18 protein-coding genes and 1 tRNA gene are annotated in these 17475 nt (G+C 66.8%); 8 read left to right on the forward strand and 11 right to left on the reverse strand.

What is annotated here, in order from left to right:
* Positions 1-17: 17 nt before the first annotated feature.
* The 3 genes from PKE71_RS07895 (at position 18) to PKE71_RS07905 (ending at position 2759) form a co-directional block, all read left to right on the forward strand.
* A complete protein-coding gene (locus PKE71_RS07895; RefSeq protein ID WP_271186410.1) occupies positions 18-1811 on the forward strand; it encodes a long-chain-acyl-CoA synthetase in 1794 nt (597 codons plus the stop codon).
* Entirely contained in the window at positions 1808-2413 is a 606-nt protein-coding gene (locus PKE71_RS07900) for a DUF924 family protein (protein WP_271186411.1), read from the forward strand. The genes PKE71_RS07895 and PKE71_RS07900 overlap by 4 nt, the downstream gene beginning before the upstream one ends.
* 121 nt (positions 2414-2534) lie before the next feature.
* A complete protein-coding gene (locus tag PKE71_RS07905) occupies positions 2535-2759 on the forward strand; it encodes a hypothetical protein (protein WP_271186412.1) in 225 nt (74 codons plus the stop codon).
* Positions 2760-2813: 54 nt separating this feature from the next.
* Here the strand turns inward: PKE71_RS07905 and PKE71_RS07910 are convergent, their stop codons facing one another.
* On the reverse strand, positions 2814-4106 hold the full coding sequence (locus tag PKE71_RS07910; RefSeq protein ID WP_271186413.1) for a tetratricopeptide repeat protein: 1293 nt from the start codon (positions 4104-4106) through the stop codon (positions 2814-2816).
* A gap of 144 nt (positions 4107-4250) precedes the next feature.
* On the opposite strand from PKE71_RS07910, the gene PKE71_RS07915 reads away from it, so the two are divergent.
* From PKE71_RS07915 to pgeF, 3 genes are read left to right on the forward strand one after another with little or no spacing between them, the layout of a single operon-like run.
* Positions 4251-5177, forward strand: a complete 927-nt coding sequence (locus PKE71_RS07915; protein ID WP_271186414.1) for an alpha/beta hydrolase — start codon at positions 4251-4253, stop codon at positions 5175-5177.
* A 40-nt stretch (positions 5178-5217) separates the two neighbouring features.
* On the forward strand, positions 5218-6654 hold the full coding sequence (locus PKE71_RS07920) for a protein adenylyltransferase SelO family protein (RefSeq protein WP_271186415.1): 1437 nt from the start codon (positions 5218-5220) through the stop codon (positions 6652-6654).
* Positions 6651-7439, forward strand: coding sequence for a peptidoglycan editing factor PgeF (gene pgeF / locus PKE71_RS07925; RefSeq protein ID WP_271186416.1), 789 nt, complete (start codon positions 6651-6653; stop codon positions 7437-7439). The genes PKE71_RS07920 and pgeF overlap by 4 nt, the downstream gene beginning before the upstream one ends.
* A gap of 4 nt (positions 7440-7443) precedes the next feature.
* Here the strand turns inward: pgeF and PKE71_RS07930 are convergent, their stop codons facing one another.
* From PKE71_RS07930 to PKE71_RS07940, 3 genes are all read right to left on the reverse strand, one after another.
* The gene (locus PKE71_RS07930; protein WP_271186417.1) at positions 7444-8655 is read right to left on the reverse strand and encodes a DUF418 domain-containing protein; all 1212 of its coding nucleotides are present in this window, start codon (positions 8653-8655) and stop codon (positions 7444-7446) included.
* A 98-nt stretch (positions 8656-8753) separates the two neighbouring features.
* Positions 8754-8830: transfer RNA gene (locus PKE71_RS07935), tRNA-Arg, on the reverse strand.
* A gap of 124 nt (positions 8831-8954) precedes the next feature.
* The gene (locus PKE71_RS07940) at positions 8955-9509 is read right to left on the reverse strand and encodes a methyl-accepting chemotaxis protein (RefSeq protein ID WP_271186418.1); all 555 of its coding nucleotides are present in this window, start codon (positions 9507-9509) and stop codon (positions 8955-8957) included.
* A gap of 154 nt (positions 9510-9663) precedes the next feature.
* Here PKE71_RS07940 and PKE71_RS07945 point away from each other — a divergent pair, with 154 nt between their 5' ends.
* Positions 9664-10416, forward strand: coding sequence for a thermonuclease family protein (locus PKE71_RS07945; RefSeq protein ID WP_271186419.1), 753 nt, complete (start codon positions 9664-9666; stop codon positions 10414-10416).
* 82 nt (positions 10417-10498) lie between these two features.
* Here PKE71_RS07945 and PKE71_RS07950 read toward each other — a convergent pair whose 3' ends face one another.
* The 7 genes from PKE71_RS07950 to PKE71_RS07980 form a co-directional block, all read right to left on the reverse strand.
* Complete coding sequence (locus PKE71_RS07950; RefSeq protein ID WP_271186420.1) at positions 10499-11410, reverse strand: RNA polymerase factor sigma-32; 912 nt, start codon at positions 11408-11410, stop codon at positions 10499-10501.
* Between the two features lie 148 nt (positions 11411-11558).
* The gene (locus PKE71_RS07955; protein ID WP_271186421.1) at positions 11559-12077 is read right to left on the reverse strand and encodes a CarD family transcriptional regulator; all 519 of its coding nucleotides are present in this window, start codon (positions 12075-12077) and stop codon (positions 11559-11561) included.
* A 222-nt stretch (positions 12078-12299) separates the two neighbouring features.
* The gene (gene fdxA, locus PKE71_RS07960; protein WP_271186422.1) at positions 12300-12641 is read right to left on the reverse strand and encodes a ferredoxin FdxA; all 342 of its coding nucleotides are present in this window, start codon (positions 12639-12641) and stop codon (positions 12300-12302) included.
* A 64-nt stretch (positions 12642-12705) separates the two neighbouring features.
* On the reverse strand, positions 12706-13155 hold the full coding sequence (locus tag PKE71_RS07965) for a tellurite resistance TerB family protein (protein ID WP_271186423.1): 450 nt from the start codon (positions 13153-13155) through the stop codon (positions 12706-12708).
* 36 nt (positions 13156-13191) lie between these two features.
* Entirely contained in the window at positions 13192-13503 is a 312-nt protein-coding gene (locus tag PKE71_RS07970; protein ID WP_271186424.1) for an RNA-binding S4 domain-containing protein, read from the reverse strand.
* Positions 13500-16103, reverse strand: a complete 2604-nt coding sequence (locus tag PKE71_RS07975; protein WP_271186425.1) for a helicase-related protein — start codon at positions 16101-16103, stop codon at positions 13500-13502. The genes PKE71_RS07970 and PKE71_RS07975 overlap by 4 nt, the downstream gene beginning before the upstream one ends.
* 68 nt (positions 16104-16171) lie before the next feature.
* Positions 16172-16984, reverse strand: coding sequence for a DUF3108 domain-containing protein (locus tag PKE71_RS07980; protein ID WP_271186426.1), 813 nt, complete (start codon positions 16982-16984; stop codon positions 16172-16174).
* A gap of 189 nt (positions 16985-17173) precedes the next feature.
* Here PKE71_RS07980 and rpmB point away from each other — a divergent pair, with 189 nt between their 5' ends.
* The gene (rpmB, locus tag PKE71_RS07985) at positions 17174-17458 is read left to right on the forward strand and encodes a 50S ribosomal protein L28 (protein ID WP_271186427.1); all 285 of its coding nucleotides are present in this window, start codon (positions 17174-17176) and stop codon (positions 17456-17458) included.
* The last annotated feature ends 17 nt before the right edge of the window (positions 17459-17475 follow it).

Genomic DNA, 17475 nt, shown 5'->3' on the forward strand with positions numbered 1-17475 from the left:
AAAACGGGAGGAAATCGATGGGCGTTTTCGGCGCGATCAAGCGCGAGTTCGACTATGTGTCGGGCATGCTTCGCGTGCTGCGCGAGATCCGCAAGGTGGGCTCGGGCTCCGGCGTGCGCGTGCCGGACAAGATCGAGGCGACCGTCGACCGCTATCCCGACCGGCCCATGGCCCTGCTGGACGATGGCGAGATCTCCTACCGCCAGTTCGACGCCTATGCGAACAGGGTCGCCCACTGGGCGCTGGACCGGGGCCTGAAGCCCGGCGACACGGTCGCCCTGTTCATGAGCAATCGCTGGGAATACATCGCGATCTGGTTCGGCCTGTCCAAGGTCGGCATCGTGATCTCGCTGATCAACAACCAGCTCACCGGTCATTCCCTTGCCCACTGCCTGACCATCGGCGAAACGAAGCATGCCATCGTCGAGGGCGAGCTGGCCGGCGCCTATGAGAGCGCCCGCGGCTGCGGTATCGGCGAGATCGGCGCCTGGGTGTTCGACGGCGAGCTTGACGGGGCGCAGTCCTTCGACGCGGCCCTGGCGGCGCAGTCGTCGGAACGGCCCGATCCCATCCTGCGCGACACGGTGAAGCCGGAAGACGCGGTGCTGAAAATGTTCACCAGCGGCACGACCGGCCTGCCCAAGGCGGCGCTGATGACGCATATCCGCGCGCTCTACTATCTCCACGTCTTCGCCATTGTCGCCAAGGCGCGAGAGACCGACCGCATGATGATGGTGCTGCCGCTGTATCACGCGACGGGCGGGCTGTGCGGTGTGGGCTGCGCGATCTGTTTCGGCGGGGCGCTGATCATCCGGCCGCGTTTCTCCGCGACGAATTTCTGGCCCGACGTACAGCGCTTCGGCGCCACCATGTTCATGTATGTCGGCGAGCTGTGCCGCTTCCTGGTCAACTCGCCCGAGACGCCCGAGGAAAAGCAGCACAAGCTGCGCGTCGCCATCGGCAACGGCATGCGCCGCGAGGTCTGGGAGGAGTTCCAGGACCGGTTCGATCTGCCCCAGATCGTCGAATTCTACGGCTCGACCGAGGGCAATGTCGGCCTGGTCAACACCGACAACACGCCCGGATCGATCGGCCGCGTGCCCGGCTATCTGAAATCCCGCTTCAATATCGATCTCGTCCGTTTCGACATGGAGGCGGAAAAACCGATGCGCGGCGAGGACGGGTTCTGTATCCAGTGTGCGCCCGGCGAGGTGGGCGAGGCGATCGGCAAGATCGACACCGACGACGCCCGCTTCCGCTTTGACGGCTATGGCAGCAAGGAAGACACCGAGAAGAAGATCCTGCGCAATGTCTATGAAGAGGGCGATGCCTGGTTCCGCACCGGCGATCTCATGACGCGCGACAAGCTGGGCTATTACTATTTCGTCGACCGGGTCGGCGACACCTTCCGCTGGAAGTCGGAAAACGTGGCGACCGGCGAGGTGGCCGAAGCGCTGAGCGTGGCGGGGGTCGAGCAGGCCAATGTCTATGGTGTCGAGGTCAACGGCCATTCCGGCCGCGCCGGCATGGCCGCGCTGGTCCTGTCGGATGGCGGGGTCGACTTCGACGCGCTGCACGCCCATGTGCACGCCGAGCTGCCGGCCTATGCCTGCCCGCTCTTCCTGCGCCTGCAGCCGCAGACCGACACGACCGGCACCTTCAAGTTCCGCAAGGTGGATCTGGTGAAGGAAGGCTTTGATCCGGCCGCGATTTCGGACACGATCCTGTTCGACCATCCCGGCGAGGGGCGCTATGTCACCCTGACCCCGGAGCTGTATGAGCAGATCCAGTCCGGAGCCCTTCGCGTATGAGCCTTTCCGAACCGACGCCGCAGGACATTATCGATTTCTGGTTCGAGGACGCCGGTCCGGCGAAATGGTATGCGGTCTCCGCCGCCTTCGACGCCGTGCTGCGCCGGCGCTTCGGCAAGACGATCGAGCGCGAGGCCGTGCGCTATCGCACAGGTTCCCATCCCTGGCTCGACGATGCCGAGGGTGCGCTGGCGCTGATCCTCTTGTTCGACCAGTTTCCGCGTAATGTCTGGCGCGGTTCGGGCAAGGCCTTCGAGTTCGACCCGCTGGCGCGCGATATCGCCGAGTCGATGATCGCCCGCGGTCTCGACTGGGCCATCGCCGAGGATCGCCGCGCCTTCGTCTATCTGCCCTTCATGCATTCCGAAGCCCTGGCCGATCAGGATCGCTGCATCGCGCTGGCGCAGGAGCGGCTGGAGACCGGCTCCACCCTGCACCATGCCCGCAAGCATCGCGAGGTGATCGAGCGGTTCGGGCGCTTCCCCTATCGCAATGAGGCGATGGGGCGGACCTCGACCGCGGAAGAAATCGCCTATCTCGACAGCGGCGGATACGCACCCGGTCGGAACGACTCGGCAAAATCGTCCGGAGGGCAGGGCTGACCCCCGGGCGGTTCGGGTGAATTTGATCTAACTATCAGATATTGTTATATGTAATCGGAGTTCCGATCTGGCCCCGCCCTTGCTCTTGTGTCTGGCAGACCCGTCCACAGGAGCCCGTTGCATGACCCCGCGCGTCCACATCACCGTCGAAGATATCCGCCAGATCGCCTGGACCATGGTCGATCTGCACGGCCCCCAGGCGATCGGCTATGCCGACGAGGCGGTGACGGATCTGGACGAGCAGGGCCAGCCCGAGGGCGCCGATGCCTGGCGCGCTTTGCGCTCGGTGATGGAAGACGCGCTGGCCGGCCGTCTTGCCCGTGAAGGCGATATCACGGTGCACTAAAATGGTTTGCGGGCGCACCGCTGCCGGTACGCCCGCACGGCTCTTCCCGCTCGCCTACTGGCAGACCTGCGCACTCGTATTGCTGCCGCTCATCACGCAGTGGGCATAGCGATAGCGGTCCCGTGTCGCAGCAGAGATATCCGCGGCGCTTGCCATCGGCGGCGGCGTGGAGCTCGCGCTGGACGATGTATAGGTCGGCGCGCTCGAGCCGTAGAGTTCGCGCCAGCGTGCATCGGCGGCGCCCGGCGAGTTGGTGCCGGTGCCGAAACGGCCCTCCAGCCCGGTTCCGCGCGCCGCGAGTTCCGCATCGGCGGCCTGGCGTACCGGGCCCGACGAGAACCACAGCGCAGCAGCATAAAGATCATTCGTCGCGATATCGCCCATCCGGCCGGCCTGCCGGGCGGCAAGGATGGCGCGCTCGGCCAGATCGCGCGAGCGGGCGGTATTGATCGCGGCCGACACGGCATCGCCATAGCGGCCCTGGGCCAGCGGCGCCTCGATCTGGGCGTTCAGTGCGGCCATATTGGCTTCATAGGCGGCCTGGTCGCGGAAATAGGTCTGCCACTGGCGGGCCATGTCGCAGGAATTGGCATGACCGTTCGAGCAGGCCCGCTCGTAATAGGTCGCGCCCAGCCGGTATTCGTCGATACTGACATACACGGCCGCCACATTGCGGCAGTCGCCGCCGCTCTGCTGCTCGTCGCAGCGGATCATGGAATAGCGCAGGCCCTTTTCCGGATCGAACGTCGCGGCTTCCGGATTGGCATAGACGCGGGCGGCGACGTCGCAGCCCTTGATGTCGCGGTAGCGGTCGCAGGCGCGTTCGGCGAACCAGGCGGCATTTTCCAGATTGATCATGTCCGGATGGTCACCGGAATCGCCGTCCCAGCTCCAGTCCAGCCCCCAAAGGCACGGATTCCGGACACCCGCCTCGCACCCGGCCCGGGCCGTGGCGACGGCGCGGCCGTAATTGCGTGCCGGAGAGCTGGCGCTGATGAAATGGCCCAGCGAGCGGCTGCAGCCATCCTCATGCCCCATCGTGCAGGCCTGTGCCATGTATTCCACGCCCAGTTCGACATTGCGCTCGAGATTGCCCTCGCCGACGCTCATCAGATAGCCGGCCGTGTTGCAGCCATCCGGCACACCCAGATTGCAGGCGCGCAGGAAGTAGTCGACCGCGCGCTGCTTGTTTTCCGGCACGCCCTGGCCCTGCGCGTATTCGGCGCCGGTATAGAAGCAGGCTTCGCCATCGCCGGCGGCACACGCGGCCTGGGATGGCGATTGCTGGGCCTGGACGGCCGGTGTGAACCCCAGGGCGAGCCCCAGGATGACAAGCGTTCTGAACATGTATTTCTCCCGTCCGATCATGGTCTTCGGGAAAACTAGGCCAAGCGCTGGACAATCGGTCTCCCCGGTTCAGGGGAGGCGCGGCCAGCGGCATCCCGCCACACCGCAGTTGCGCTGTCACGGGCCTGTGCTAACTGCACATCCATGGACACGACCCAATGGCCCGAGGCCCTCGTCAAATTCGGTATTGAAGACCCGTTCGAACCGGCCCGTACGGCGCCGCGCATGCGTCAGGCCCTGCGCAACGCCACGCCGCACATGGATGTGAAGGCGCCGGATCTCGAAGCGGTCGAGGACTTCGCCATTCCGGGGCCGGCGGGCGATATCCCGGTGCGTCTCTACATTCCCTTCGGGTCAGAGGGGCCGGCGCCGCTGACGCTCTACATGCATGGCGGCGGCTATGTGATCGGCGATCTGGACACGCATGACCGCGAATGCCGGCGGCTGGCCGCGCACAGCGGCGCACGCCTGATGGCGATCGATTACCGCCTGGCGCCGGAGCATCCCTTTCCCGCCGCGATCGAGGACACGCTGGCCGCCTTCGACTGGCTGGTCTCGGATGAGGGCCAGACGCGCGCCGGCGCCGACCCGCAGCGCATCGCCGTGGCCGGTGACAGTGCGGGCGGTGGCCTGGCCGCCATGCTCACCCAGGCGCGGCGCGAGCAGATCCGCTTCCAGCTGCTGATCTATCCGCTGCTGCAGCTGGTTGAACGGCGCAAGCCGCGGCTGAAGGCGCTGGAGGGCCACCTGCTGGCGGCCTTCACGCTGGAGAAGATCGCGCTGGCCTATCTGCCCGATCCGGAGCTGGCAAAGGATCCGCGGGTCTCGCCCCTGTTCGAGAGCGATCTGGCCGGCCTGCCGAAGACGCATATCTTTGCGGCAGAGCTCGACCCGCTGCTGGATGAGGGCAAGGCCTATCGCGACCGGCTGATCGCGCTGGGCCTGCCGGTCGACTACACGCTGGGCAAGGGATTGCCGCACGGCTATTTCAATCTCACGGCCGTGCTGCCGGGCGCCAAGGCGCTGGTCGATGCCGCCGCCGTGGCGCTGGGCGACGGGCTGCGCGGCTGATCCGTTTGCATTCGGGCGGGCAAGCGCCTAGCTCGGTAGCATGACCGTTTCCGCGACCTACCGCCCCGATCCGCGCTTCGCGGCCCTCGGCGAAGACTTCTCCGACCCGGTGCGTCCGGCCGGTTTCCCCGAGGCGCATCTGCGCTTCTGGAATGACCGCTGGTCCGGGCCTGTCGGCCTCGACGCGCTGGATGCGGCCGAACGCGCCGCGCATTTCCACCGCTTCGAACCCCTGCCGGACAACCAGCCGCAGCCGCGCGCCATGCGCTATCACGGCCACCAGTTCCGCACCTATAATCCCGATCTCGGCGACGGGCGCGGCTTCCTGTTTGCGCAATTGCGCGACGACCGGGACCGCCTGCTGGACCTGGCGACCAAGGGCTCGGGCACGACACCCTGGTCTCGGTCCGGCGACGGCCGGCTGACGCTGAAAGGCGCCATGCGCGAAGTGCTGGCGGCGGAGATGCTGGAGGCGCTGGGCGTCTACACCTCCAAGGCCTTTGCCGTGTTCGAGACGGGCGAGGCCCTGCAGCGCAATGATGAGCCCTCGCCGACACGCTCGGCCGTGCTCACCCGGCTCGGTCATTCCCACGTCCGTCTCGGCACGTTCCAGCGTCATGCCTTCGAACACGCGTCCGAGCGGGTCGAGGCCCTGATCGGGCATGTGATCGAGAGCTATTATCCCGGCCTCGCCGAGGCTGAAGACCGCCCTGCCGCGCTGCTGGAGGCGGTGATTGCCGCCAACGCCCGGATGACGGCGGGCTGGATGGCCGCCGGCTTCGTGCACGGCGTGCTCAATACCGACAATATCAATGTCACCGGCGAGAGTTTCGACTATGGCCCCTGGCGTTTCCTGCCGCACTACGAGCCCGGCTTCACGGCGGCCTATTTCGACCATTCCGGGCTCTATTGCTTCGCGCGTCAGCCGGAGGCCGTGTACTGGGCGCTGCAGCAGTTCGCCGGCGCATTGTCGCTGGTGGGCGACCGGTCCAACCTGGAGACCGCCCTGGCCGGCTTCCCCGCCATCTACCGCACAGCCCTGCTGGAGGCTTTCCTGGCCCGCTTCGGCCTGGCGTCGGCGGGAGAGGCGGCGGACGAGGCGCTGCTGCGGGCGTTTCTGGCCTTCATGGAGGGTTCGCAGTTGCCCTGGGAAGGCGTGATCTTCGACTGGTTCTGCGGCGAAGCCTCGGCAGAGCGGGCAATGTCGGGGCCGCGGGCCTCGGCCTATGCCGGCGACACATTCAACGCCTGGCGCGCAGCGATGGCGGCGCATGATCCGGTGCGTCCGGAACGGCTCGGCCATGCCGTGTTCGGGCAGGACGAGCCGGTCGCGATGACGATCGAGGTGGTCGAGGAGACCTGGTCGGCGATCGACGCGGCCGATGACTGGTCGCGCTTCGAGCAGCGCATCGCGGACATCCGGGCCGCCGGCGAGGGCTATGATCTGGGCCGGGGACGGCTAGGATTTCGTCCATGACGCTCGATCTGATTCGCATGCCGGTGCTCGACCGGCCCGGCATCGTCCACGCCTTCACCACGCGTACGGGCGGTGTCAGCGAGGGCCCCTATGCCTCGCTCAACCTCACCCGGTCGCGCGGCGACGATCCGGCGCATATCTCGCAAAACCGCGAGCGCGTGCGCGCGGCGTTGGGGCTGGATCATCTCGCCTTTGCCGTGCAGGTGCATGGCCGCGATGTCGTTGCTGTCGAGGGCTGGCCGAAGGGCGATCAGCCGGCGGGCGAGGGCGATGCGCTGATCACCGACAGGCCCGGCCTGGGTCTGGTCTGCCAGACAGCCGACTGCACGCCCATCCTGCTGTTCGATCCCGTGCGCCGTGCCGTCGCGGCGATCCATTCCGGCTGGCGCGGCACGGTGGTCAATGTCGCCGCCGCGACGATCGATGCCATGACGGATCGCTATGGCACGCGTCCCGCCGACCTGCTGGCCGCCATCGGCCCGTCGATATCGCCCGCGAATTACCGCGTCGGACCGGAAGTCGTGGCCGCGTTCGAGGCGGCGTTCGAAAATACCGGTGGCATCGTCTCGCCGCGCGATCCGGAAGGCGGCGCCCAGCTGGATGTCGCCGAGGCCTGCCGCCGCCAGCTGGTGCTGGCCGGTGTGCCGGAGGGCGCGATCGAACGCTCCCCCCTGTGCACCTATGGCGAAGAGGCCCGCCTGTTCTCCGCCCGCCGCGCCCACCATCGTGGCGAGAGCGGGCTGTTCGGCGGTCAGGCGGGCATTATCGCCCTGACCGGGGCTTGAGCCGTCAGGCGTTCTGGACGGCCCGCGGTTTCGGGAGCAGACGGCAGGCGAGATCGCCCGAGGCCGCGCTCCACACCCGCAGCGCCCATTCCAGGGGACCCTGTTTCGACACCGACAGCCACAGCCGGGCGAAGACGATCAGCGCGACGGCGCCCAGCAAGGCTGCGGCCGTGATGCCGTAGCGGTCGAACGGGCCCAGCGCCAGGCCGGCACCGGTGAAGACGAAGAGCGCGATCGCCGTGCCGCCCAGATAGAGCGTCAGGGCCAGGCGTCCGACCGGCGCCAGCGTCGCCATCAGCGCCGGGCGCAGGGCCGGGGCCCGCATCGCCAGCATGATCAGCGCGGCATGGCCCAGCACGATGAAGGGCTTGCCCAGCGTGGTCAGCGGATGGGATTTCACCACGATCTCGAACCCGCCGGCAGCCGCCATTGCGGCGACACCGCCGCACAGGGCGAAGCCGATGCCATAGCCCGCGGCCAGCAGGGCCGTCAGGCGTCCGGCCGGCCAGCCGGTGAAGGCGCCCAGACGGAACAGGCCCAGGCCCAGCAGCATGTAGCTGCCCGCTTCCAGACATTTCCAGACGATGCCCGTCGACAGGCTCCAGGACTGGAATTGCACCAGGGAGAGGCGGACATGATCGAGATAGGAACCGGCATGATAGGCCGCCGCGTCGGCCAGGCTGGCCCCGGTCACCGGCGCGGTGGTCAGTTCATTGGTGAATTCGTGCAGCGCGAGCAGGCCGAACCCGCCCAGACCGCCCAGCACCAGAAGGCGCGGATCCAGCCGCGACAGGGCCAGGGCGACGACACCGGCCAGCGCATAGACGTGCAGGATGTCGGAGGCTTCGGCCAGCAGGATCACGTGGAAGACCAGACCGAAGGCGAACAGCCCGGCGGTGCGGGCCAGGTAGCGCGTATAGGTCTCGGTGAGGGCGACGCCTTCGCGCGGCCGCGTCATCATCCACAGCGAGACGCCGAAAAGCAGGGCGAACAGGCCGCGCATCGCATCGTCGACCAGGACCGAATTGAGGAACCAGATCACCTGTTCCCCGATGGACCAGCCGAGAATGTCCGGGTGTTCGATTGCGAGAATGGATCCGCCCTTGGCCGGGAAGCGCGCAAACAGGAGACCGATCACGGCCAGGCCGCGCAGGACGTCGAGATGATCAAGCCGTTCGCGCTTGGCGACATGTTCGGCAGCGATGGATTGGGTCATGGCGCGCTGTCTCCTCCCGGGATTTCCCCTGCGAGGCGAGCAAGAAGAATGCCAGATCGGGCGTCCGCGCAGCGGACTGCCGTGAGATCGAAAGACTCTGGTGACCCCGGCGCGATTCGAACGCGCGACCTACGGATTAGGAATCCGTTGCTCTATCCTGCTGAGCTACGGGGCCGCCAGACGAGCGTCTTAGCCGGTTTTTCCGGACGGCTGAAGCCTGCGATGCGGGGATGGTGTGCGGACACAAAAAAACGGCGAGCCTGAGCCCGCCGCTTCTTTGCGTTCAACCTGGCGGATGCCTAGCCGATGGTCTGGCGCAGCGTGTTGAGCTGCTGGGCGACTTCCTGGGTTGCCTGGGTCATCTGGTCGACGGCGGCCTTGCCGCGGGCGACCGACTGGCCCGACCCGCGCACACCGTCGAGGATTTCCTTCACTTCGGTGTCCAGGGCGGCGATGCGCGAGGCAATGTCCTCGGTGGCCTTGGCGGTCTGGCCGGCCAGTGCCTTCACTTCGCCAGCGACAACGGCAAAGCCGCGGCCGGCTTCGCCGGCCCGGGCAGCCTCGATCGTCGCGTTGAGAGCGAGGAGGTTGGTCTGGCTGGCGATCGCCTCGATGGTCGACAGGATCGCATTGATGCGCTGGGACGCGTCGGTCAGTGCCTCGACGCGGCGCTCGAGAACCTGGCTGGACTCTTCCACCTGGTTCATGGCGTCGCGGGCGATCTGGGCTGCCTCGGCGCCCTGTGAGGCGCGGGCGGCCGTCTCGCCGACCGCTTCGGCGACCGCGCGGGAATTGCTGTCGGACGCGCCGGCCGGATGGGTCATCGCGTCGTCGGAATAGGCATAGGCGTTCATCGTGGGAGCGTCCCTGATTGTTGGCTGCCCGGATCATTACGCGCAGATGGTAAACGGATTGGTAAACACGCGGGACGCAAGCGGGGCTTGCAATGCAATTACAAGTAGTATAGCCATGGAGTGAACGGAAAGCCGGAAAGCGATGCGCGCGATCATGCCCCTCCTGTTTCTACTGGCCCTGGCGGCCTGCTCATTCGGTGCCGACCCTTTCACACCGGGTGAAAGCGGACAAGTCACTGAAGTTTCGGGTGCGTTGACGCTTGCCGTGGACACCGGCGACAACGTGCTGGAGGTGCGTCTGGCCGAGCTGGATGCGCCGGACGAAGCCTTGAGCCGCTCGTTGCTGGAAGCGGAAGCGGCGGGTCATGCGGTGCGTCTCGCCTATGCGGGTCAGGAGCGCGATCGCTATGGCCGGGCGCTGGCGCAGGTGCATGTCAGGAACGAGGGCGGGGCGGACTCCTGGCTGCAGGCGCGTCTGGTCGAATCGGGGGCCGCCCGCGTGCTCAGCCACGCAGACAACCGGGCGGCGGCGCGCGACCTTCTGGTGCTCGAAAGCTTTGCGCGGGACCAGCGGCGCGGGCTTTGGGCGGACCCGGCCCATGCCGTGCGCGACACCCATCCCGATGCGCTGGCCCAGGACATCGGATCGGTGCAGCTGGTCGAGGGCCGGGTGGTGGAGGCGACGCAATTACGCTCGGGCCGCATCTATCTCAACTTCGGGGCCGACTACCGCACCGATTTCACTGTCATGATCGAGGCGGAGGACGCGCCGGCCTTTCTCGAGGCCGGTCTGGGCCCGGATGCGCTGGAGACGCGCCGCATCCGGGTGCGTGGCTGGATCGAGGACGAGAACGGTCCGATGATCCGCATCGATCATCCCGAACGGATCGAGGTCCTGGTCGATTGAGCCGGCCGGCCGTGTGCGGCCTGTGAAAGACCAGCCGTCCGCCTGCCGTCTCCGGCAGGCGTGGCCGGGATCAAATCCGGGTTCAGTTCGGGATCAGTCCGCAGGCAGCCGGATCGCCGTGACGCTCGGTCAGGGCGCGGCGGATCTTGTCCAGCGCCGCATTCTCGATCTGGCGGACGCGCTCCTTGGAAATGCCCAGGCGGTCGCCCAGCATCTCCAGGGTCGAGCCCTCTTCGCTGAGACGGCGTTCACGGATGATCAGCTGTTCGCGCGGGTTCAGCGTGTCGATGGCCTGGCCCAGCCAGGCCTTGCGGCGCTCGCTGTCGGTCCGGTCCATCACCTCGTCCTCCGGCGCACAGGTCTCGTCCACCAGCAGGTCCTGCCACTGCATCTGGTCCTCTTCGCCGACCGGCGCATTGAGCGAACGGTCGACGGCGCTCAGGCGCGAGGCCATCATGTCCACATCCTCCTCGCGCACCTTCAGCTCCTCGGCGATCAGGCGGCGATTCTCCGGCGTCAGCCCGCCGCCATCGACATCGCCCGTGCGGGCCCGGATGCGGCGCAGGTTGAAAAAGAGGGATTTCTGGGCCGAGGTCGTGCCGGTGCGCACGATCGACCAGTTGCGCAGCACATAGTCCTGGATGCAGGAACGCACCCACCAGGTCACATAGGTGGAGAAGCGGACATCGCGGGAGGGATCGAACCGCTCCGCTGCTTTCATCAGGCCGATATTGCCTTCCTGGATCAGGTCGGAGAAGGGCAGGCCGTAGCGGCGGAAGCGGGCGGCCGTGGCGACGACGAGGCGCATATGAGCCTCGGTCAGCCGGTGCAGGGCGGCTTCGTCGCGATGCTCGGCCCAGCGGCGGGCGAGCTCCTGCTCCTCCTCGCGTGACAGGAGCGGCACCGCCATCGCGGCTTTGACAAAGCGCTGTTCGCCGGCATCGCGCTGGCGCGGGGCGGCGGTCGTCTCGGGGGCAGTCCGGGTTGCAGGCATCCTCACATCCTCCTCACCAGCTCATACGGCGGGCAGGGCGGAGCGGATCACCGGGCGGGGCAGGGGGCAGTGCTGCCGCAACGGATGCATAAAGAAAAACGCCCGGCCGGAGCCGGGCGTCTGTCTGGGCGTTGCAATGCGTGACGGATCAGGCGGCTTTCTTGGCCAGCGAGACCGACAGCATTTCACGCGCCTTGTCGTGCTCGATATTCTCGACGGCGGCCAGTTCGCGGACCATGCGGTCCAGCGCGGATTCATAGAGCTGACGTTCGGAATAGGACTGCTCGGGCTGGTCTTCTGCACGGTGCAGGTCGCGAACGACTTCGGCGATCATGATCAGGTCGCCCGAATTGATCTTCGCTTCGTATTCCTGTGCCCGGCGGCTCCACATGGTGCGCTTCACCTTGGCCTTGCCCTTCAGCGTCTTCATCGCGTCCTTCACGATACGATCGCTGGACAGCGGGCGCATGCCCGACGCGTCGGCCTTGGCGGTCGGCACGCGCAGCGTCATCTTATCCTGTTCGAACGTGACGACGTAGACTTCGATGTCGAAACCCGCGACTGTATCCTTCTCAACGCCCGTGACCTGACCGACACCGTGGGCCGGGTACACGATAAAGTCGCCTTGCTTGAAAGACTTGTTGTCGTTGGCGGTTTTTTTCGTCATGGATGCTCTCTGGTTGGGCCTTCCTCGCCGGTGGTACCCAATAGCGCGCAGATCGCTCCCGAAGTTGTTCCGGCACCCACCCGGCTCCGAGATCGACTAATCCTGCGTGCAAGCCACCGCACAGAAAAGCGGGCAGCGCCACATGCACTGCCCATCAATCCGTGGAACATATCACAAACTACGGAAATTTCCAAACGGTAGCGTTTGGTTAACCCGGCGCGGCTAGTCGCCCGATCCGGGTTTTTCTGAGAAGTACTTCTCGTACTTGCCGTCTTCCTCGGCCATGGCATCGGCATCGGCGGGCGGATCCTTGCGCACCGTGATGTTCGGCCAGATCTCGGCGAATTTCGAGTTCACGGCCAGCCACTTGCCGTCCGGATCGTCCTCGGTGTCCGGCTTGATCGCCTCGACCGGGCATTCCGGTTCGCAGACGCCGCAATCGATGCACTCGTCCGGATGGATGACGAGGAAATTCTCACCCTCGTAGAAGCAGTCGACGGGGCAGACTTCGACACAATCGGTATATTTGCAGCGCACGCAGGCGTCAGTGACGATATAGGTCATGGCAGCCGGATTTCTTGGACGGGGCAGGTATGCCGGCGGGACATGGGCCGCAGGCGCGGTTTTGTCAACGGGGCCGCATGTGCGCTTCTGCACGCGAGCGGGCGAAGACGCGCTCCCGGTCGCCGACGGCGAGCAGGGGCGTGATGCGCCGGATGAAGGCATCCTCGAAGGGCGATTTCTCGCCATCGGCCAGCGCGACGCGCCACAGCTGTTCCACCAGGGCGACGCGTTCCTGCTTGTCCAGACAGGCCTTCACCACCTTGGTGAAGCTGTGATGATCGACCGCTGTCTCGGCCAGGCTCTCGGCCTGTTCAAGCACGCGGGCCGCCTTCTCGTCGGACATGGAAAAGGCCGCCGACAGGATGGCGCGGATCTGGTCCTGTTCGCAGTCGGCATAGATGCCGTCAGCCAGTGCGGCCTCGACAAGCAGGGTCGTCGCCGCGACGTGCGGATCGAGTTCGGGATGGGATTCGCCCGTCTCGGCAGTGAAGAGACGCTTGATGGATTCGAACATGGCCGGGTCCTCTAAGGTCCGGGTTTATCGGCATATTTACGCGGCGGGCTCGGCCGGCTCCCCGGCCTCGTCGAGCCGGCGATAGAGCAGGCGGGCTTCCGCCGCCGGGCCGCGCCGTTCGCCCAGGCCCAGGATTTCGAGCCGGACAATCTGATTATTCAGGGGGAGCGTCAATGTGTCGCCCTCACGAACCAGCGCCGAAGCCTTGGTAATGCGGCGTGTTGTCCCGGCGGTCTCGATACGAATCTGCCCCTTCGTCACGATACGGGTGGCCAGGGTGCGGGTCTTGAACAGGCGGGCGTGCCATAGCCAGACATCCAGCCGCTGTGCGTTGCCCGCCTCGCTCACGGCTTGGAGGCCTTGCGGCTGCGCTTGCGGCCCGGCTTGCGGGCATTCCCGGCACCGGTGCCGGCGACATTCAGCGCGGCCAGTGCGGCAAACGGGCTGTCGGCGGGCGGCGGTACCGCCGCGGCCGGTTTCGGCCGGGGGCGGGCCTGGGGACGCCGCTTGCGCCGGTCCCAGCGCTCGCCTTCGGCCTTCTCCGGATCCGGGCCTTTCTGGATGCGCTTGTAACCCAGCGTGGTCAGCGTGCCGCGCAGATCCTCGACCGAACAGCCCAGCAGCGCCGTCATGTCGGCGGTCAGCGGAAAGCCGGGTTCCTGATCCGCCGCGCGGGCATCGCGCAGCGTGTCGGCGAGGCGTTCGAGCATGTCGAACCGCACGGCGCGCGGACCGCAGGGATAGAAGCCGACGGTCGCATAGTCGGCGCGCGAGCGGCCGCGGTCATTGGCGATCGAGGTCAGGCCGGGTGCCGGCAGCCAGCTGATATCGGTCGATCCGGCGGCGATCGCCTGCAGGAGGGCGTTCAGCCGTGCCGGGGCCGGTTTCACAAGTTCGGGCACATAGACCATGTGCTCGCCGATCCGCACGCCGACAGCGCGCAGGGCACGGCGCTCGTCCTGGGTGAGGGCACGCACTTCCTCGGAGATCGTCAGGCGGGCGAGGGCGCCGCCGGCCTCGTGCAGGCGCCAGGCGACGCCGCGCGCCGGGCCGGTCAGCTCGTCGGACTGGCCGGCCTCGCGCAGCTTGAACAGCGGCGCCAGAACTGTCTCGATATGCTCGCGCACGCGGGCTTCCAGCGTCGACTGGGCTGCCGCCTGGGCTTCCGTGGTGCCCAGATCGCCGCCGACCAGCTTGATCGCCGGCTTCAGCGGGCCGGGACCGGGGATCAGCTGGGCCACGGTCTCGCCGTTCCAGATGATCTGGCCATCATCGGTGAAGGTCAGGTCTGTCATGTCTGTCCTAGCCAGGGCGCCGAGGCGCCGGTTGATTTCGGGTCGCAACGCTCTGAGCGCCGCGGACTTCAGGGTGCGGGCGGCCAGCTCGCGGCCTTCTGCATCGGGCCTGAAGGTCAGTCCGTCAAGCCGTCCGACGAAATGACCCTCAACCGTCACCTCGCCCGTGTGCGATACGCCGGCCAGCAGGTCGCGCTCGTCGCGCAGGCCTTTTACCAGCGCGCTGGTGCGGCGATCGACGAAGCGTTGCATCAGCCGTTCATGCAGGGCGTCGGACAGGGCGTCCTCGATCTGGCGTGTGCGGCCGCGCCAGTGATCGGGGTCGTGTGTCCAGTCGGCGCGGTGTGCGGCATAGGCCCAGGTGCGCACATAGGCGAGCCGCGAGGCCAGCGCATCGACATCGCCGGACGTCTTGTTCAGCCGTTCCAGATGACCGGCCAGCCAGTCGTCGGGCAGGCGATTGCCGGGGCCGGTCAGGTGCAGGTAGATCGATTTCACCAGCCGGGCATGGGCGTCCAGCGTCGCCTTGCGGAAATCCGGCAGGCGGCAGGCATCCCACAGCCGGCTCACCCCGTCGCGGCCGGTCGCGCGCTCACGCACTTCGCGATCGGCAGCCAGCACGCCCAGGGCCCGCTCGTCCATCGCTTCGCCGACCCGCTCCAGCGCCGGGTGGCGCGAAGGTTTGCCGAGCGAGAATTGCAGCGCGTCCAGCGAGCTCTCGTCGAGATCGGGATTGCGCCAGCGCAGGCGTTCGACGGGTGCGAATGTGTGCGCTTCCACAGCCTCGACGACATCCGGTTCAAAAGGCCGGCAATCGGCGGTTTCGCCGAATGTGCCGTCGGAGCGGAAGCGGCCGGCCCGGCCGGCGATCTGGCCGAGCTCGGCCGGGGTCAGCCGGCGCCGGCGGCGGCCGTCGAACTTGCGGCTCTCGGCAAAGGCGACATGGTCGATATCCATGTTCAGCCCCATGCCGATGGCATCTGTGGCGACGAGGAAGTCCACTTCGCCGGACTGGTAGAGCTCGACCTGGGCGTTGCGGGTGCGCGGCGACAGACCGCCCATCACGACCGCAGCCCCGCCGCGCCGCCGGCGCAGGAGTTCCGCGATGGCGTAGACCGCCTCGGCCGAGAAGGCGACGACGGCCGAACGGCGCGGCAGGCGGGTCAGCTTGGCGGGGCCGGAATAGCTCAGCTGTGAGAAGCGCTCGCGATGCTCGGTATCGGCGCGCGGCACGAGTTCGCGGATCAGCCGGGTCATCGTGCCCGAGCCGAGGATCATGGTCTCTTCGGTGCCGCGGGCGCGCAGGAGGCGGTCGGTGAAGACATGACCGCGCTCCGGATCGGCAGCCAGCTGCACCTCGTCGATGGCGACGAAGGCGACACGTTTCTCCACCGGCATGGCTTCCGCGGTGCAGATGAAATAGCGCGCCGAGGCCGGCACGATCTTTTCCTCGCCGGTAATCAGCGCGACAGCGGCTGGACCCTTGGCTTTTACCACCCGGTCATAGACTTCGCGCGCGAGCAGGCGCAGGGGCAGGCCGATCATCCCGGAGGACCGGCCCAGCATCCGCTCGACGGCGAGGTGTGTCTTTCCGGTATTGGTCGGTCCGAGCGCGGCCGTTATCTGGCCGGGACCGTCATTGCGCGCCAACATGACGCCCCCTCCTTAGGCCGGACGCCGGGGGCAGCGCAAGGCTGCTCACCGGCACCCGGCATGCAGGATCAGCTTTCCTGGATCGAGCGGGCGGTGATCGTCACCCCGCCAAAGCCGGCGTTCGTCCGGATGCGCACGGGGACATAGAGATCGCCACCATGCACCGGCGCCATCCAGAAGGTGATCGGATGGGAGATGGTGTCATCGTCGGGGAATTCATCGGCTTCATAGCCCGAAACCGGTTCGTAATAGGCGTGGCAGATCTGGGCATCGCCCGACCAGGCCCGGGTGCGGATCCGCTCGGTACCGCCATCCTCGAAGCGCAGATTATAGCGGGCGCGTCCGTCGAATACCGGCAGCTGGCCGTCACACAGCGAATCGCTGCTGGAGGCAGCGCCCAGCCCGATGGCCAGCAGGGTCGAGAGCGGATCGGCGGCGCCGGCACGCTCCTCTGCCGTCGCCGGCGGTTCGCCCATATTGCCGAAGGGCGGTTCGATATCCGGCGTCGCGACTCCTTCGGGGAAGTCGATGCCGACCGTGCGGTTCTTCGAGCTGGCATGATTGTAGTGGCTGTAGCGCCAGGGCTGCAGCCGGGGGCCGAAGCGATAGCCGGACACGCCGGCCTCGATATCCGCATCGGAGAACAGCGCGGCCAGCCCGGCCGTCGTCAGCCGCGCCGAGGCGCTGTAGTCGTCATTCGCGAACTGGCCGTTCACGACGATATCGGCGACCTGGAAGATCATGACCGAGCCGGAATACTGCACGGTGATGCCCAACGGCCCGCTGCCTGCAGCGCTGTCTGCTGCATCGTCGGCCGCAAGGACCGGCACGCCGCCGGTCAGGCCCAGCGCCATGGCTCCGATAACCCACGCGTTTTTCACTCGAAACTCTCCTCGGCTATGCACCGCCGCCAGCTTGACCCCGATATATCAACTGCAATAACCGAACAAAACCGGCTGCAAGATGAACGGTGCAAGCTTGACGCCGTGGCCTGGCTCCTTTATCTCGCCCGCTCTCGCACTGGTCGCAAGGCCGGTGCGCACGGATTATTCTATTTGAAAGGTGCGACTATGGCGCGTCGCTGCGAACTGACCGGCACGGGCGTGATGACGGGGAACAATGTGTCCCACGCTCAGAACAAGACCCGCCGCCGTTTCCTGCCGAACCTGTGCGATGTCACGCTGGCTTCGGAAAAGCTGGGTCGTAACTTCAAGCTGCGTATCGCTGCGAAGGCGCTGCGGTCTGTCGACCATGTCGGCGGCCTGGATGCCTTCCTCCTCAAGGCCCGCGACGAGAGCCTCTCGGACCGCGCCCTGAAGATCAAGCGCGACCTGAAGAAGGCTCTGGCAGCCTGAGCGCTTCCGGACCTGAC

Origin of the sequence: Maricaulis virginensis, from assembly GCF_027922185.1 — a bacterium.
GTDB lineage: Bacteria > Pseudomonadota > Alphaproteobacteria > Caulobacterales > Maricaulaceae > Maricaulis > Maricaulis virginensis.

Bases quoted from the DNA above. Each gene is read 5' to 3' on its own strand.
- PKE71_RS07895 (WP_271186410.1), top strand. From the start codon at position 18: ATGGGCGTTTTCGGCGCGATCAAGCGCGAGTTCGACTATGTGTCGGGC.
- PKE71_RS07900 (WP_271186411.1), top strand. From the start codon at position 1,808: ATGAGCCTTTCCGAACCGACGCCGCAGGACATTATCGATTTCTGGTTC.
- PKE71_RS07905 (WP_271186412.1), top strand. From the start codon at position 2,535: ATGACCCCGCGCGTCCACATCACCGTCGAAGATATCCGCCAGATCGCC.
- PKE71_RS07910 (WP_271186413.1), bottom strand. From the start codon at position 4,106: ATGTTCAGAACGCTTGTCATCCTGGGGCTCGCCCTGGGGTTCACACCG.
- PKE71_RS07915 (WP_271186414.1), top strand. From the start codon at position 4,251: ATGGACACGACCCAATGGCCCGAGGCCCTCGTCAAATTCGGTATTGAA.
- PKE71_RS07920 (WP_271186415.1), top strand. From the start codon at position 5,218: ATGACCGTTTCCGCGACCTACCGCCCCGATCCGCGCTTCGCGGCCCTC.
- pgeF (WP_271186416.1), top strand. From the start codon at position 6,651: ATGACGCTCGATCTGATTCGCATGCCGGTGCTCGACCGGCCCGGCATC.
- PKE71_RS07930 (WP_271186417.1), bottom strand. From the start codon at position 8,655: ATGACCCAATCCATCGCTGCCGAACATGTCGCCAAGCGCGAACGGCTT.
- PKE71_RS07940 (WP_271186418.1), bottom strand. From the start codon at position 9,509: ATGAACGCCTATGCCTATTCCGACGACGCGATGACCCATCCGGCCGGC.
- PKE71_RS07945 (WP_271186419.1), top strand. From the start codon at position 9,664: ATGCCCCTCCTGTTTCTACTGGCCCTGGCGGCCTGCTCATTCGGTGCC.
- PKE71_RS07950 (WP_271186420.1), bottom strand. From the start codon at position 11,410: ATGCCTGCAACCCGGACTGCCCCCGAGACGACCGCCGCCCCGCGCCAG.
- PKE71_RS07955 (WP_271186421.1), bottom strand. From the start codon at position 12,077: ATGACGAAAAAAACCGCCAACGACAACAAGTCTTTCAAGCAAGGCGAC.
- fdxA (WP_271186422.1), bottom strand. From the start codon at position 12,641: ATGACCTATATCGTCACTGACGCCTGCGTGCGCTGCAAATATACCGAT.
- PKE71_RS07965 (WP_271186423.1), bottom strand. From the start codon at position 13,155: ATGTTCGAATCCATCAAGCGTCTCTTCACTGCCGAGACGGGCGAATCC.
- PKE71_RS07975 (WP_271186425.1), bottom strand. From the start codon at position 16,103: ATGTTGGCGCGCAATGACGGTCCCGGCCAGATAACGGCCGCGCTCGGA.
- rpmB (WP_271186427.1), top strand. From the start codon at position 17,174: ATGGCGCGTCGCTGCGAACTGACCGGCACGGGCGTGATGACGGGGAAC.